Annotated in this window: 8 protein-coding genes, 2 tRNA genes and 2 pseudogenes; 7 read left to right on the top strand and 5 right to left on the bottom strand. The window is 43.0% G+C overall.

Going from position 1 to position 17523, the window contains the following annotated elements:
- Positions 1 to 193 precede the first annotated feature (193 nt).
- Both pulA and HGG78_RS06585 read left to right on the top strand, forming a co-directional pair.
- Positions 194 to 6235, top strand: coding sequence for a pullulanase-type alpha-1,6-glucosidase (pulA, locus tag HGG78_RS06590; RefSeq protein ID WP_172532376.1), 6042 nt, complete (start codon positions 194 to 196; stop codon positions 6233 to 6235).
- Positions 6236 to 6565: 330 nt separating this feature from the next.
- Positions 6566 to 7240 (top strand): DUF2726 domain-containing protein, encoded by a 675-nt coding sequence (locus tag HGG78_RS06585; RefSeq protein ID WP_172532375.1) that lies wholly within the window; start codon positions 6566 to 6568, stop codon positions 7238 to 7240.
- Here HGG78_RS06585 and HGG78_RS06580 read toward each other — a convergent pair.
- Complete coding sequence (locus HGG78_RS06580) at positions 7228 to 8289, bottom strand: GGDEF domain-containing protein (RefSeq protein WP_053309404.1); 1062 nt, start codon at positions 8287 to 8289, stop codon at positions 7228 to 7230. The genes HGG78_RS06585 and HGG78_RS06580 overlap by 13 nt on opposite strands.
- Positions 8290 to 8561: 272 nt before the next feature.
- On the opposite strand from HGG78_RS06580, the gene HGG78_RS06575 reads away from it, so the two are divergent.
- Both HGG78_RS06575 and HGG78_RS06570 read left to right on the top strand, forming a co-directional pair.
- Positions 8562 to 8638, top strand: a tRNA-Val gene (locus HGG78_RS06575).
- 38 nt (positions 8639 to 8676) lie between these two features.
- Positions 8677 to 8753 (top strand) — tRNA-Val (locus HGG78_RS06570).
- 273 nt (positions 8754 to 9026) lie between these two features.
- Here the strand turns inward: HGG78_RS06570 and gltS are convergent.
- The 3 genes from gltS to HGG78_RS06555 all read right to left on the bottom strand — a co-directional run bounded on the left by gltS (position 9027) and on the right by HGG78_RS06555 (position 14100).
- Positions 9027 to 10283, bottom strand: coding sequence for a sodium/glutamate symporter (gene gltS / locus HGG78_RS06565; protein ID WP_053309405.1), 1257 nt, complete (start codon positions 10281 to 10283; stop codon positions 9027 to 9029).
- A gap of 538 nt (positions 10284 to 10821) precedes the next feature.
- Positions 10822 to 13254, bottom strand: a complete 2433-nt coding sequence (locus HGG78_RS06560) for an MMPL family transporter (protein ID WP_172532374.1) — start codon at positions 13252 to 13254, stop codon at positions 10822 to 10824.
- Between the two features lie 150 nt (positions 13255 to 13404).
- Positions 13405 to 14100, bottom strand: coding sequence for a VC0807 family protein (locus HGG78_RS06555; protein ID WP_168521961.1), 696 nt, complete (start codon positions 14098 to 14100; stop codon positions 13405 to 13407).
- Positions 14101 to 14386: 286 nt separating this feature from the next.
- Here HGG78_RS06555 and HGG78_RS06550 point away from each other — a divergent pair.
- Positions 14387 to 14557: pseudogene (locus tag HGG78_RS06550) on the top strand (IS1 family transposase); the annotation flags it as partial.
- 6 nt (positions 14558 to 14563) lie between these two features.
- Here HGG78_RS06550 and HGG78_RS06545 read toward each other — a convergent pair.
- Positions 14564 to 14662: pseudogene (locus tag HGG78_RS06545) on the bottom strand (DDE-type integrase/transposase/recombinase); the annotation flags it as partial.
- Between the two features lie 479 nt (positions 14663 to 15141).
- Between HGG78_RS06545 and HGG78_RS06540 the strand changes: the two are divergent.
- Together HGG78_RS06540 and HGG78_RS06535 are read left to right on the top strand one after the other, a co-directional pair.
- Positions 15142 to 15384: a hypothetical protein gene (locus HGG78_RS06540; protein WP_053309408.1), complete on the top strand. Its 243-nt coding sequence runs from the start codon at positions 15142 to 15144 to the stop codon at positions 15382 to 15384.
- A 1051-nt stretch (positions 15385 to 16435) separates the two neighbouring features.
- Positions 16436 to 17518, top strand: a complete 1083-nt coding sequence (locus tag HGG78_RS06535) for a DUF4056 domain-containing protein (protein ID WP_053309410.1) — start codon at positions 16436 to 16438, stop codon at positions 17516 to 17518.
- The last annotated feature ends 5 nt before the right edge of the window (positions 17519 to 17523 follow it).

Here is a 17523-nt window from a genome sequence, read left to right as displayed (position 1 = left end):
ATTGAACTCTGTGTTTTGACTCTCATCCTTTAGCTCTACGCCCTAAATATAGCGAAGCAAGGGTGAGGTAATGAGTGGTGCCGCAATTATAACGTTAACCTAGGTAAATGTAGTCATACATCTACTGACTCAATGGTTTTCTGCCAGTAGTGAGAGCAGGACTAGCAATAACGTTAAAACACGGATTTCAACAATGAAAACAAACCTAACAAGAATGACTTTAGCGTTTGCTTCAATTGGTATGCTAGCGGGTTGTAATGACTCGCTTGAAGTTCAAGTCATGGATGGGTATTTAACTAATGCTCATGTTTGGCTAGATGTAAATAGCAATCACCAATTTGATCAAGGCGAACCGCAGGCTTATACCGACGACAATGGTATCGCGAAAATTAATGTCAAAGGTCTGCACGGTGATATAAAAAATCATTACCTGATGGTATCGGTCACTAAAGGGGAAAGCGTTGATCAGGACATACCAGCGGTGAAAACGGCGCGTAGTTATGTCATGACTGCTCCTGCCAATTACCCCGTCATTAACCCTTTTACGACCTACCTTAGTGTGCAGATGCAGCGTGGCCAGAAAGAGAAAAAAGCACTCGCAGAACTGAAAAAAGCGTTGCGCATTCCGACACTGGATATAAAAGCAGATTACGTCGATAACAACATTGTTGTTGCTCAGTCGGCGAAAGCGCTGGCTCAATTATTACCTTCTACTATCGAGCAATCCATACTGCCTGAACTTTCGAATACGTTAAAAAAAGCCAGTCAATTATTTGGTAATGAGATCAAAAAGGCCAAACGAGATAAAACGGATATTCGTGATAAAACGTTGATGCTTGAAAATGGTGAGCCAGTCATTGGTTTCGACAGTGATAGAGATGGCGTCGCAGATTTAGTCGATCTATTTCCCCATGATATTCAAGAGAGTATTGATTCCGATCATGATGGTATTGGTGATCACGCCGATTGGGATGATGACAATGATGGTTGGTCAGATGAAACCGAATGGCGATTAGGTTCCGACCCTTATAACGCTTCTAGCCACCCTGTTGATAGCGATGGTGATGGTATAGCGGATGTCGAAGATGATGACCGTGACGGTGATGGTTGGAGTAACGCCGATGAAGAACGTTTAGGCACAAGTGCTGATGATGAAAACGATCAACCGGCAGACCTTGATAATGATGGCATTACTGATAGTGAAGATGACGATATTGATGGCGATGGCGTTAACAACCAACAAGATGTGTTCCCACGAGATCGCCTAGAAAGCCTTGATACTAATAATGATGGGTTAGGGGATTTTGCCTCTAGCGATGACGATGGTGATGGTATCCCCGATAGTATTGACCCGCAGCCGAAACAGGCAGATAACTCGACAACTGAGCCAACGCCACGTTATCAAGAAGCGATTATTTATTACCTCCGTGATGACAATAATTATGACGGTTGGGGGCTACATCTGTGGAATAACGGTAGTTGTGACTCAGTCTCTGAGTCTTCCCTCAATGGCGTAGATTGGGGTAACCCTTATCTAGCCTCTGAAATTGATCCAACTTACGGTGCGATGTATCGTATTCCACTAAAAGCAGAACACGGCAATTGCATGAACTTTATTGTTCACAGTGGTAACGATAAAGCGCTGGGCAGCGATGATCTTATCCTTGATTTTGTAAAGGGTAATACGCTTTACACACGTCATGGTAGTACGGCGCTGAACTATTCTCCGAATGAGCAAACTAATGTCAGCATCGAAGGCGCTGCAGCACACTGGCTGTCTGTGAATCAATTGGCGTGGTTTGATCACAGCAAAGCGGCTAGTTATGAGCTCTGGAGCCGAGCACAAGCTGGTGGTGACATTACCCATCCTGAACAATTTACCCATTACCCATTAGCGCTGTCAGGGGTGACAAACAATGCTCGCTTCCCACACTTAACTGGTCGAACAGCATTTACGCTGGATGTGAACGACGAACAAGCTAAAGCATTGTTGAAAACACAAATGATTGCAGTCGCTCGAGATACTGAAGGTAAAGTGCTTGTTGCAACAAAAGTGCAGATCCCCGGTGTCGTTGATAATCTTTATACGGCGGGTAGTCATGATGCGGATGAAGCGAAACTTGGTGCTTGGATAGATGGTAATAGTGCGCACTTTGCATTGTGGGCTCCAACCGCACAGCAGGTAGAGCTTTATCTTTATGACCAAGATAAAACTCTTCGTAGTCGCTCTCCGCAGTCGATGGTCGAAGATCCAACTACGGGTATTTGGCACTACCAAGGTGATAGCGCACTTAAAAATAGTTTTTATCGTTATCGCGTACAAGCTTATCATCCGAAAACGGCGCAACTTGAATGGATGACCATTACCGACCCGTATTCGCAATCACTCAGCACATCTAGTCTCTATTCGCAATTAGTTGACTTAACTGCGGCTGAATCAAAACCGGATGGTTGGGATGACCAAGCCATCCCTGAACTGAGCAATCCTGAAGATAACATTCTTTATGAATTGCACATTCGCGATTTTAGTAACAGTGATAATCAAGGAACAGCGGCATACAATGGCAAATACCTCGCCTTTTTGGAAGATGAACGAGACAGCGTTGCACAACTAAAAAGTTTAAAACAAGCAGGTTTAACCACCATTCACCTGTTGCCGAGTTACGATTTAGCCTCTATTCCAGAAGAGGTGGAAAAACGGGTTGATCTTAATGACACGGTAGCAAAATTGTGTGGCATTAATCCGCAAGCGTCATTGTGTTCTGATGGCACGTCAATGAACGCGACCATTCTTTCGCTGTTGGAAAATACCGATCCTAATACGCCACAAGCGCAAGCTTTACTGGCGGATGTACGGCCTTTAGATAGCTTCAACTGGGGCTATGATCCCTTCCATTACAGTGCACCTGAAGGAAGTTATGCAGTGCAAAGTGATGGTGTGTCACGGGTGAAAGAGTACCGCCAAATGGTGCAAAAACTGCATCAACTTGGATTTAGAGTGGTGCAAGATGTGGTCTATAACCATACCTATTCGTCAGGCTTGTATGATAAATCTGTGTTGGATAAAGCGGTTCCCGGTTATTACCACCGTTTGAATCCAATTACTGGTGCGGTTGAAAACTCAAGTTGCTGTGATAATACCGCTTCAGAAAACCGTATGTTTGAGAAGTTAGTTGCCGATAGCGTAATGATGTGGGCGCAAGACTACAAAATTGACGGTTTCCGCTTTGATCTGATGGGCCACTTGATGAAATCCAGCATGCTGGCCATCTATGATGCGGCGAAGTCGGTTGATCCTGACACTTGGTTTTATGGTGAAGGCTGGAACTTTGGTGAAGTTGCTAATGGCGCAAGAGGCGAAAATGCGACGCAGTGGCCAATGGCTGGAACGGGTATTGGCACTTATAACGATCGATTGCGCGATGGTGTACGTGGTGGTGGTCCTTTTGACAGCGGAGATGCACTATTAACTACCCCGGGTTTTGCTAACGCTGGTGATCGTTTTAATGATGAATTGAAATCTAAAATGGATTTAATTCGTTACGGCATGGCAGGAAACTTACAAGCCTATCCTTTGCAAACAGCGAGTGGAATGACGGTACTTGGCCGAGATTTTCAATACGGTGGCCAAGGTGCAGCCTATACGCTCGACCCGCAAGAGTCGATCAACTATGTCTCTAAGCACGATAATCAAACATTGTGGGATTTTAACCAGTATAAAGCGCAACCGGAAACTAGCTCGGCTGATAGAGCGCGCATGCAAATCATAGGTCTTGCTCCGGTGATGCTAGGGCAAGGCGTACCTTTCTTCCACATGGGATCTGAGTTACTTCGTTCAAAATCGATGGCGCGTGATAGCTACGACAGTGGTGATTGGTACAACCGCGTTGATTTTAGCAAGCAGAGCAATAACTGGAATGTGGGATTGCCTAGGGCTGATAAAGATCAAGCCAACTGGAGCGCAATTCAAAGTGTGATTGCCAACCCTAACACGGTGGCATCACCACAAGATATTGCGTGGACAGATAACGCGTTCAAAGCATTACTCTCGATTCGTGCGCAAACACCGCTGCTTAAACTGATTTCAGAGCAAGAGGTATTGAACCGCGTGCGCTTCCATAATACGGGGCCAAATGCTCAGTCTGGCATGATAGTGATGTCGGTTAATGATGGTATTTCAGCTGGTGTGGATCTGGATCCAAACGTAGAGGCGATAGTGGTTGCGATCAACGCTAATACCGCAGAGCAAAGTGTCGTGATCCCGAATGCGCAGCGCTTTGTACTTCACCCGACCTTGATAACTTCGCAGGATGCACGAGTCAAAGAGAGTCGCTTTGATAATGGGCGCTTTACTGTTCCTGCTTTAACTGCGGCCGTTTTTGTTATGCCACAACAAGGCGAACAAGGATCAGGGCTTAGCGTCGAAACTCCACCCGTTGATGTTGCACCTTACGGCACAACGTCGGTGTATGTTCGGGGTTCGATGAATGGTTGGGGGCTCACTAATCTATTAACTTATCAGCAAAATGGTCTCTATGCATTTGAAGGCTATTTAACGCCTGGCGTATACGAATTTAAAATTGCCTCTGAAGATTGGAGCACTTTAAATCTCGGTTTTGGTGGATTTAGCAGCGCAAATGGTTCGGCAATGCTGGAAGATGCGGGCAACGGCAATATCAAGTTGACAGTGACTGAGCAAGGCGTTTGGAAATTTACGCTGGATGCATCAAATGCGTCACAATTGGTGGTTGGGGTGTCAGATACCGGTATTGATTATGCCTGTTATCAAGATACTAACCCTGCGTGTGATTTACGCATTTATCAAGTGATGGTGGAATCGTTTGTTGATGGAGACTCAAATGCTGATTATGGCGTGGGTTATGGAAATTCCCACCACCGTGGAGATTTACAAGGCATCATCAATAGTTTGGATTACATTGCGAGCCTCAATGTCAATGCATTATGGTTAACCCCAATCTTTGACTCCTGTGCAGGCCAAAATGGGGATGATAAGCTTGATGCAACCGGCTATTTTGCTTGTGATTACTTTAATGTCGATCCAAATTTTGGTAGTAATGCCAAACTCAAAGAACTCATCGATAAAGCGCATCAAAAAGGGTTGTACGTATTATTAGATGGTGTATTTGGTCACACTAGCGCTGTCGGTGTTAAAGCGTCACCAAGCGGGAAATTACCGCAACTTCACAGCGGCGAAAGCGGTTATCCGGGGCAGTTAGTGACTTATCCAAACCAAGCGAGTGAAACTTTCTTTAGTGAAGTTGCCACCTATTGGATTCGTGAATTTGGTGTTGATGGTTGGCGTTTAGATCAAGCTTATCAAGTTCCGCTTGATACGTGGCAAACGCTGCGTGCGGCAGTCGAACAAGCCTCGCGAGATAACTTCAATGCAGGTAAATCATGGGGTACGCTCGGCTATATGGTTGGTGAAGTGTGGCAAGGTGCGGATGATATTACCCAAACGGCTTATGGTAGTGATGCCAATCCAGCGCTCTCTTCTGCATTTAACTTCCCATTACGCTATGGTTTAGTGCAAGCATTAGCAGTGGAAGAATCTGGAGCAAGCGGTAGCGCTAGAAGCCTAGAGGCAAGCTGGAATAGCCGAGCGAAATCCCCTTACCATGCGATGCCCAATTTAATGCTGGGTAACCATGACTTGGTGCGCTTTGGTGACCTTATTCAACGAGGTAATCTGGGAGACTATTACGCTCGTCACCAAGCCGCATTCAGTTTCCTTGCTGCTTATTCTGGCCCTATCACGCTCTATTATGGAGAAGAAATAGGTGATGAAGTAGAAAACTTCGCGGCAAAAGTAACTCAAGATTGTGCAATTTTAGGTTTGTGTGATGACCACGTCGCTCGCTCTAGCGGTAAAGTTGATGCGGTTTTATTTTCACCACAGCAACAAGCACTGAAGAGCAGTGTCAGTAAATTGATGTTATTACGCAGTCAGTATCCTTCTTTAGCCAAAGGTGAACGACGCAATGTGTGGATTGATGACACTCTGTATGCTGATCTTAAAGTGCATGGAGATGAGCAGATCCTTTATGTACTCAATACCAGTACGGAAGAGCGAATCTTCAATCTTGATATGGGGTTGATCAAATCGACAACTCAATTGATTGATTTAATGAGTGAAGAGGTAATTGGTACGCAATTTGGCACAACGACAATAAGCGTTCCTGCATTAACTGGGCGTCTGTTATTGATCGATTGATCTTCATGCTATAGCCAAACTACTTGGAGTTGCAGGTAGGCGGTAAGTGAATGAATCACCATGAGCATAGACATGCTATGTGATTGGGGTAAAAGAACGTAACCAACATCGCTGTGGCTTCAAGTAGAAAATGTATAATTAAAAGCTCGCTTCGGCGAGCTTTTTCTATTTGAATAAGACATCAGTTGCGCGTACTCTCGCCTTGATAGCGCTTACCCTGTGGATTAAGTCACCCTCTGCGACAAATCCACAGTAATAAACTAGCCAATCATTAGAACTTCGTTTATTAATTAATGAGTTAGAAAATCACTTCAGGATAGCTTTTATCGTATGACCAATATTTTTATCATTGTGGCACTGCTCGTCATCTTTTTCATATTCATTCAAAAATATGTGATTAAACATGATGATACAAAAGACTACAGCTACAAGAGAAAAAGCGCGTTATTGAATGCTTCTGAAAGCACGTTTTACAACGCATTAAAATCAGCCGTAGGTGATCACGCTGTTGTATTGGCCAAAGTCTGTATGTCGAATATGGTCTCACCTAGTGCAAAACTTAACAAAAAACAGTGGTTCATTGCCAATAGCCGTATTGCCAAAAGCTACTTCGATTTCGTTGTCTGTGACCCGAGAACATTTGAGCCTAGAGTGATCATTGAACTTGATAATGGCAAAGAGCTATATAAAGGCAAAGTTGAAAGAGAAAAGTTGCTTATACATGTGTGCAAGTCAGCGAGTATTCCTTTAATTGGCGCCAATATTAAATATAGCTACCAAGTCAGTAAGCTACGAAGGTTATTAGCAGCCCATATCGATTTGATCGAAACCGACAAAGAAGTGCGATTTTGTAAGAAGTGTGGTAGCCCAATGATCATTAAAATTGCCAGTCAGGGTGACTTTAAAGGCCGTCGCTTCTTTACTTGCAGTCGACAGCCTCATTGTACTTACACTGAAAATTATAATGTGGTGTATGAGTTTGATGATGACAATCAAGAGTTTTGACGGGTAAGCTCTGAGGATTCTTGGAGATGTTCATCCGTCTGACATATTCTAACCTGATTTCGGCCATTTTTCTTTGCTCGATAAAGCTCAACGTCTGCTAATTTCAGCAAAGCCTCCAGCTTATCACCATCTCTATATTTACAAATACCGACACTTAAAGTGAGTTCGATACGTTTGTCACCATATGAATAGAGGTGTTGACTGATGCATTGACGGAGCTTTTCTCCAATGCGCTCAGCTTGCTCGATATCGTGGTCAAACAAGGTGACACAAAACTCTTCGCCACCAATACGATATAGGTTGTCATCTCCAACGATCTTGGACATTAAATACACAGATTCGATAAGTACTTTATCACCAGCGTCATGACCATAGGTATCATTCACTTGTTTGAAGTAATCAAGATCTATCACTAACAGACACAGTGATGTGTCACTTTTATATTGTTCAAAGTGAGCATAAGCATGAATAAGTGCTAATCGATTATGTGCACCCGTTAACGTGTCTCTTGATGCCAAGTACCTTAATGAGTTTTCGGTATCTTTTCTGTTGGATTCAAAAATGTGCGCGACAGTCCATATCGCACAGTAGCAAAAAGCAAGATTAATCATCATTGGTATGGTGTTGTATACACCGCTTGACGACGATTGATAATAAACGTTGAACAGCTGTACCGTGAGAGTAACACCTGCCGCAATTCTTCCATGCCTAACTCCCATCAACAGATAAAGTAGAACAGGGAAGAAGCTTGTCCAAAAAAACAGCCCGTTAGCAATTGGCTGTACAAAGGTGCCGACACCAATAATGAGAATAAGAAAGTAAACATACAAGTAGATATGTGCAAGCGAGTGAGAACTTTGTTTTGCCTTACTATAGACATAGGTGGAGTAGCACATGAATATGAACTCCAATGTCGCTAACTCATAACTATGAGTATAAAAAATATTAAAAATAGTGAAGAACAGCGCGACAATCGTGAGCAGTAAACTTAAACCACAGAGAACGGAGGCCCGTAAGTGATGAGTCTGATTGAAAAGCCTAGCATCCATGCGCGTTTTCACCATATTGCATAGTTATAATAATGACAGCTATAGTACGAGATAATTAGATCGAATCAATACTTGGTTTCACATAACCTATAAACTTAGACATCGTGATCTGTGCCACGCTTTTGTTTGACTGGAGTTTTTACTGAAAAATCACCAAAAAGAATAAAAAATAACCAAGCTGGCGATAGATACGCCAACTGGCTCAAAAACAAAGAAAATAGACTTGCACCATAGAAAAACAGCCGTTAATATCCACCTCGTTCACAAGATATGCGTCCGTAGCTCAGCTGGTTAGAGTATCGCCTTGACATGGCGGGGGTCGGTGGTTCGAGTCCACTCGGACGCACCATTTTGATTGCATCATTAATGCATAAGAACAAAAAATTTGGGTCTATAGCTCAGTTGGTTAGAGTACTACCTTGACATGGTAGGGGTCGGCGATTCGAGTTCGCCTAGACCCACCAAATTAAACAACAAAGCCCGCTAAAAAGCGGGCTTTGTTGTATCTAGAGTTTATCTCGCTTCTCCCAAGTTTCCCCATTCTAATTTTTCATATTTATGCGTTCAAATTTCATTGAGCTATACCTGATTGTGACCATCTGTGCCAACCCAATATGTGAATTTAGGATGGATTCAATTCCATCTGGTTTTACTTAAGTGGTATTAGCTGAAAAGAAACGGCCTTGCAGTAAACAAGGCCGTGCAGTTAAATCAGAGAAATGTGTGTTAGCTGATGATTAGTAGTAGGCAAAAAAGTTAATCCACAAGGCATTAACGATATCGATAAAGAAACCACAGACCAGCGGCAAAATAATGAAGGCCCGATGGGCGGCGCCGTGTTGTTGGGTTACCGCTGTCATGTTCACGATGGCTGTTGCCGTAGAGCCTAATGTCACACCGCCAAAGCCGGCACAAATCACCGCAGCTTCGTAATCCTTACCCATGGCTCGAAACACCACAAAAATCGTGTAAAGCACCGACATCAGTACTTGTAGACCAATGATGACCATGATGTAGAAGAAGCTGCCTTCTAGCTCCCATACTTTTAGGCCCATTAAGGCCATGGTTAAGAACATGCCTAGACAAATATCTTGGATTAATGACAGACCTTTTTCACCATCACGCACATTATTTAATAATTTAGTACTGTTCTTTCGTAATACGTAAATCTTTAAGCTGTTACCGATGAGGATACCGGCTAACAAACAGGCCACAAACATGGGTAATTTTAAACCTAGCTCGGTTAAGGCGGCATTGATGAAATGCCCCCCGATAAGGGATAAATTTAAGAATAACCAAGCCCTTAAAACACCAAAGTAATCAACTTGTAGCCCTTTTTCACCGTCTTGGTGAGTGGTACCTATATCAAGTTCGCTATCATGGTTACCGGTTAGTTTATGGCGTTTCATTAAATAAGCGGCGATGGGGCCGCCAATCGAACACGCTGCAATTAAGCCTAAGGTATTGGACGCAAGTCCTAGCTCTAAGGCATTGGCAATACCCAAATCGTTGACAAAGGTTGGGCCCCACGCCATTGCTGTGCCTACTCCCCCTGTGAGGGAGATTGAGCCAGACATTAAACCCGCCTTGGGATCAAAGCCAAATAGAGTGGCAACACTGATGCCTAACAGGTTTTGCAAAAAAATGTATAAACCGGCAAGCAGCAATAGTACTAATAAAGGTTTTCCCCCCTTGATAAGGGTGGCAAAGTCGGCTTTTAGGCCAATCCCCGCAAAAAAGTAGAGCAATAGTATATCGGCCACGTCTAGTTCAAATTGAACTTGGATGTTAAAGGCGTAATACAAAATACCGACGATACTGGCGCAGAAAAAGCCGCCAACGACCGGCTCTGGAATACTATACTTTTGCAATATCGTGCTTTTGGAAATGATGTATTTCCCCATAAATAAAGCAGTGATAGCCAAAGTAAAAGCCAAAAAAGCTTGCACTTGGACCAGTTGTTTTACTGCTTCATGAATTATATTTGGTTCCATTGGAGAGTTTACCCTTGTCAAAAAAGTCGATTTTACTGAGTTAACGCAATCGGGTTACTGCATTCTAGATGGTATGGTTAAAAGGATAAAGGAGTAACAATAAAAAAAACAATGGCTTGATATTGCAGAATAACAGGATATCTTAAACACTTTTTGATACAGACAAAATGCCAATAGCGTGTCGAGTCAGCTCCACTGGCGCGATGACGAGTTTGTACGGTGTTTGTTGGCAAAAACATAGAACAAAAACTGATCCGCACCATCAATACTGGACAACACGCTAAGCGATTTTCCATACTTTTACTTATTCATGAATAGCTAATGTTCAATTTTCTGAAACGCGTTCCTGTCCAAAAGTGTGTTTGATAGCCAAAATGGAAACTGTGATCACCAAGCGATTCTGTTGTATCCTAACTACCAGGACCTGCCCGTAGCAGTAATGACCGTTCCTATTGTTGTGTAACTTTCTTACACTCTACTCTCGTATTTTTGTTGAGGGTTGGTGTTTGGTTTTTATTGCGCTTAGGCTACCTTGTCGTTATTTAATCGAATCTCGTTGTTTGGGCTTGGTCATCTCAAGCGTAAGCGGCAGCAGCACCAAACTAAATAGCAGAATGCTACTTAACGCTATCGACAGCACCACGCCTATTGAATGCATTCCCTGATGCTGAGCGACAATGAGCGCACCAAACGTCATCAAGGTCGATAAACAACTCACTAATGTGGCATTGGGAGTGGATGTGGCAAAAAAGGCGTGAATGTCACCTTCTTTACGAAAACGGTTGACGATGTGAATACCGTTGTCCACACCCAGTCCGAATATGAGTGGAATGACGATGATATTGGCCATATTGAGCGACAGCCCCAGCCAGTGCATCAGACCCAACGTGGTTATGGATGATAGGATCAACGGAATAAAGATAAGCAAAATATCGCGTTTGTTGCGGATCGCCATCATCAGGATCAAGCTGATAAGCACGATAGCGAGTAAGATCGCTTGCTGAAAAGCTGAAACGATAATCTTACCCACTTGTTGCTCTGCTACGGCACGGCCTACGGCATTGGGGGCGATCGCTTGAACTTGACTAATAAAACGCGCTACGTTGTCGACATTGGTCATGTCATCTTTAGGGGTAATGGTAACGAGAAATTTGCCATTATCACTGACAAAGCGATTCAATAGCTCTGCTGGTAGATCGTCCATACCTGGGTTATCACTCGTCTGTATCGAATCCATCATGCCTGTTAGTCCAGAAAACAGTTGTTGCTCTGTATCGTCTGGCAAAGTATCAGGCAGTTGTTCTGCTCCCTCCCACTGTTTTTCAATCGCACTTTGCTTAAACTCGGTATAGCTGAGCGGGGCGGGAAGATCTGCCAATTGCAGAGTTTGCATTAATCTACTCTGGCGAGCTGACCAGTCTTGGGGCAAAAAGTCAGTTGCGATAGTCACGTGACTAACGGATGACTGTGTGATGAGCTGCTGTTTCCACTGTTGCGCTTGCTGCTCATCCTCGGCAATTGCGTGTAATTGGTAGCTTGAACCCAAGCCCAGTTGTTGCAATTGGTTCAGTGCGACAACCGAAGCTGAATCCGGGTTTTTTAGTACCAAGGTAGAAAAGTCGAACTTAAACTGGCTCGCGCCAACCAACATCAGCACAAACCAGACGCCTACCGCGACAATAATCCCACGTGAATAACGATGAAGGCGGACACCATAACGCTTGCTGAGGCTGTGGCTTTCTTTACTGCGATTGGTCGGAAAACCGAACAGTTGAAAAAACACGGGCACGATGACAAACGTGGCCACTAGGCCCAACAGCATGCCGAGTGCTGAAATCACGCCAAGCTCACCCAGTCCGGTATACGCCGTTGGATAGAAACTCATAAAACCAATAGCAGAGGAGAGCGCACACAAGCTCAATGGCCTGATTGAATGCTGAATGGCGAGTTTGGTGCTGACGATATTGTCAGGATTACCCCTACGTTGTTCTTGAATGTGCAAGCATAAGTGAATGGCAAAATCGACGGCTAGACCAATAAACATCACCATAAAGACGATCGAGATGGTGCTGTAGTGGCCGATTAAGGCTAAACCTGCGGCGAAGGTCCAGGTTAGTCCAATTAATACGGTGACATAACAAGCTAAAATGACCCGTAATGAACGTATACCAATAGTTAAAATCAGTAGTAACCCAACCAAAGATGCGCTTCCCGCAAAGGCAATGCTGTTTTCCGCATCGTTAATTTCATCAAAATCAAGCGCAGTTTGTCCGGTATAGCTCACTTCTACGCCGTTTGGTTTGGGAATAGATGCAATGGTGGTGTTGAGGTTATCTATGATGGCGCGATTAGGATTTTTTTGTTGGTTATTGGCCGCACCCGCTAACGTAATCACAAAGTGCTTGGGAGTATTGAGCCCACTTTGCATCGTTTGTTGCCAATCAACAAGATTGGACTGACTCGCGGTCAGCAGAGGCTCAAGCGATGCACTGTACGCAGAGTCGTGCTGACTGATTAAGGCGAGATAGTGTTCAATTCTATTTGCTGGTAGCTGTGACGCCAAAAACGCAGGAGCCACAGACTGTTCGAATTGCGTCATGAATTGTTTCAAATCGTCTTCTGGCAAAAAACCGAGCGCGTATTGATCGAACCAAGTTAAGGAGCTGGGCGCAAATACATCCAGAATCATATCTTGTTGGGAAAACGCCTCGGCTAGTTGATTGGTGTAGGTTTTGGCCTGCTGACCATTTTGCCCGCTGACCAAAACGGTGATGTTGCCGTTATCTGGTAACAGCCGATTGACTTCATTCAGATTATCTAGCCATTCTCCCTCTTGTTGAACTAAGGAAGACAAGTCGGCATTAACCTTGAAATGTTGCTGACCATACCAAGCACTAAAGGTGGTCACGATGATGATGAAACTGGCCAGCCAAACAGGGCGAGCGTTCAGGAGAGAAAAGAGTTTATTCACAATGTTTGCTAGATTAGTCACATTAAATATGTGTCTATTCTAGCGTTAAACCCGACCAATTTGGATGGAAATATTGTCTGGTGATCTAAATTGGCAGATTGATTCCATCGTCTTCACTACTTAACGTAGCACAAGCATTAAGTGGGGGCGTTATTTGATGTGGAAAATCTGTTCTGTTTCTAGCGATGTCATGGCACGGACTTGGCGCCAGATGTAATAGAAAATGCCAAACATCATCAACATACTTGGGATTGCAATCATCGGGTAGCTGTACAGTGTCATCTTACCCAATTCTTCATTAAAGGCCGCAGTACCTGCTGGGCTCGTTACAATCCAAGTGGCGAGGAAATAGTTCATTGCCGATGAAAACGCGAAGGTGCTGGCAAACAAGTAATTTGAAGACATTAAGCAGCGTTCAAATGCTTCAGTTTTGCCATTCTCTTGCAAGCGCTCGTTGATCTGCGGTAGGTTCAACACGGTGTCATTGAGCAGTATTTTTTGCATCAGCGGATAGCGAGTAAAGGTGGAAGCCAATACAGCAAGCCCGATCAAACCTGGAATTAAGGCCTCTTTTAGTGCTAACCAACGTGTATCCAGCTCCAGCAGACCGATACCACCGGTTAATAGCACACTGATAAAACCGAGTGCGGAAATGAAGTTAAATTTCTTATTCCGAATCAGATCCATGCCACCGTAAATGATCGGAAATGCCAGCGCGACAGCCAGTGCCATCGCTGTTCCTAAGTGCTCATCGCCACTAAATTTCATTAATATGAAGGAAGGGATGAATACGTTAAACAGGATCTCGAATAGGGGATTGGACTTTTTCGCTGTTGTGTTACTCATAATTCTACTGACTCTACAATGTTGTCTGCCATTTTACTCTGATATGGAGTGTTCATCCAGTCACGTCAGATGTAAAGGGTTAAAGCCTTGAGTTATGTAACGACTTATGAAAGTGATGTGTTTGATTTAATAGCAAGGCTTATATTTGGAAGTGTACGTATTAGGTACAATTCGCGTGCGTGTCGCTCGATCATTCAATTTAAGACATCACATTTTCTTCTGTGCATGGTACTTTCGTTATCAAATCCCACCCAAGTTTAGCTCACAATTTTCAGAGCGAAGTTAGAGGGTTACGCAACGCATAGAGCGAACCAATCTGATGTTACATTCCAGACTTAAGCGTTTAGTTCGTAAGAACATCGGTTTTTCAAAGTCAGAAGAAATGCATGATAAGGTTATCAGAACCTTTATGAATAAGAATTCTATTGGCAGATCAACTGATTTGAGTCTCAACTAGGAAAAGATTGATGGCACGATGAAGATAGAACCATTTTCCTTTCACCCTGGTGTAAGTTTCATTGAGTTGCCATGAGGCGTTTTCATTGCACTTCAGTTTCGTACGTTAAGCCCTAAAACTCGGACTTTTATTAAAACGCTGGCTTTACCACTCCCATTCCTTCTCAAAAGCTCGTTTTTCTTTGAGCTCTTCAATTCGCTTTCGGGTGGCCATTACCTTGTTATCGTCGGGATGACGTTTAATTGCGCTTTCTTTTAGGTAAAGCCTGTATTGCTCTGAATTAGCTTTTGGACGGTTTTTTTCATATCACTTTCCTTTTTAGGGGACGCCAAAAAAAAAGATGCCTCACCGAGGATGCGTCAAAAGCATGTAAGCATGAGCACTATTCTGATAGGGATAGTCAGATAAGGGCAAAATGCAGGTTTACTGTCTAAAAAAGCAGTCACTATGGCAAGTGAATCTATGCTACAAAACTCATACTTTGTGGTTATTTTAAGATTTATGAGTAAAATAATTCGACCAGACTGATTTGTATATCGAATAATATTTATAGAGTGACATTTATTTTTCTAAGGATAGAAAGTGTGAATATTGATGAAATAAAAGAAACAATAGCTCAGGATTTATTGGATGAAATCATCATCGTAGAATATGGGGCGGCTCCACAGTGGACTATCCGTTTTGTATTAAACAATAACGATGTTCATATTTTTACTGATTGTAGCGGCCAAATTATTGAGTTATTAGAGTTAAATTTGGCAATTAAAATAGCCGTTGTTTTAACCAAGAATGTATCGTGTAAAATATCTCGTATAAAAAGCGAGTAGTGCCCAACCCAAAGTTTTTCTCGCAATACAATGGCAGACCTTAGCCAGTTGATTGATAGGAGACCATAATTTGATAGACCAACGATGAATGGTGGCATGGTCAACATTCATCCCTCGTTCTCGTTGAATTTCTTCAATTCCCCTTCACTGAGTTTGTATGCGAGGTCATAGCGGATGGTTTCAATCATGACTTCTGAAGGAAAATGGCAGCCTTTAAATATTAAAATTCAGAGTGAGATATGAGTATTGCGTAGATTCTAAGCTAAGGTATGAAACTTTGTGACATGACCCAAAATTCCAATATCAACCTCAAAAAGCACATAAATATGAACCAATGAGCATATGTACTTGCGCTATAATCAGCCATACCCCAACAAGCCAGGTAATAACATGTACTATTACTATAGAGGATTTAAAATACAAGTAAGAGGGAATGTGAAATACGTTCAATTAAGTAAAGGTCGGAATATCTCTGACACTTGTTCACTACGACTCAAAAAAAACATAGATGATATTATTGATCTCAACACTGGCGCAAATTCATCCCAAAAGCCAAAAGATCAATTCTGGAAAAATCAGATAAAATCAAAGCATTAAAAATAATACGTGCCATATGTCGGGGTTCTTTCGCAAACGTGGATGAAGGCGTAATAAAGCTACTACTCTACGCTAGCATGTCTGTACTAGTGTGGCAGGCTCTTCCGTCCTCAGCCAAAAATCTAACTACCCCTTGTTCAATATCCTCAGTGACTCAATGCCGTTGTTTAAATACTTAACTTACCGCTGCTGAACGTCCTGACGGAACTTACAATTGTATAGTTCACTGCCGCACAGGCCGATCTAAAGGTATACTCATTGAAAATCGTTGTTAGGTGTGCATAATGCACCGAAGTTCGCAAGTTATTTGCCTTTAACTTGTGATGCTTGCCCGATAAGTAGGGAATAAGGCTCATTTATTACGCTCGATACACGTTTTTAATCAAACCCGATGAACCCTCTATTTCAATATTCATGAAGCATTCTGACTTAAGTCGTAATCAAAAGGTAAAAGATGAAATTAAAATCGGTTATAGCACTCAACTTATTACTAGTAAATGCACCAAGCTTTGCTGCTGAAAGCGTCGCTCCCACGGGAGTTAGACCTTGTTGCGCCTTTGGTATTCATATGAAGTCTGAGTTAGGTGTGATTCCAGTTCCCTTTTTTAAAGTGGATAACATTGTTGAACTGTCTGACCTAGAACAACATAGGTACAATGATGGTAGCCAGGGTGTTACAAGTAGCTTATTGGGAACTGGCGATGAAAAAAATGGCCTGATTTATACTAGCAAAGGCGGAATTATCGATACTGCTCATGTTCGAGATACCGCGGACTATACTGCATTTTTGTACACACAAATTAAAGATAACCTAGGAACGGATATGCAAATTGTCTTAGACGATGAATTGCGTAGCCGTGTTATCAACTTAACCCAACAAGCCGTTGGCATGACTGCTGATGAACAAAAATTGGCTGAAATACAGTTAAGTGCACTTCTCGCTTTTCGTCTTGCTCAGTGGCATGAAATTGCACAATGGTTTGGGTTCACATCTGTGAAGGGGTTTAAAGAGTACCCTTCGGCATTCTCTCCTGAAGATCTCTATTCAAACATGCTAGGTTCTATCATTGCCATAGAGGTATTGCAAAACTTGCCAGAGCTGACGAAAGAAACATACCAAGTGGCATTCACGGAAGTGTTTCAACGTAAGCTTCAAGAGCTAGGTGCCCAAGATTACGATCGTACTGAAAAAATAATGAATGATATGGATGGCGCGTGGTGGGATAGCGGCAAACGTCTACCTGATAAATGGGTAGTAAAAACTCGAGACTACACACCTCGTCTTACGATTAAGCCTAATTGGGGCGATACTGAAGAGCGAGTGACACTTTCATTGGAGCCGCTTGCTAATTTGGAGTCGTGGGGATACCTAACCTTAGTTGCAAGTAAAAAAGAGAAAAATTTCTCTGCGTTACCTTCGGAGCTCACAAGTAAAAAAGTATGGGTGACTGATGATTTTACGACGATAGCTAAATTTGCGAAATCTATCGATGATAAACATGAACTAAACCGAAACGAACTACTTCCGCCTTACTAAAAGTT

It is taken from the genome of Vibrio aestuarianus, assembly GCF_012395185.1.
GTDB classification, from domain to species: Bacteria; Pseudomonadota; Gammaproteobacteria; order Enterobacterales; family Vibrionaceae; genus Vibrio; species Vibrio aestuarianus.
Note: the sequence above shows the minus strand (reverse complement) of the source record. Positions and strands in the feature narration are given on the sequence as shown.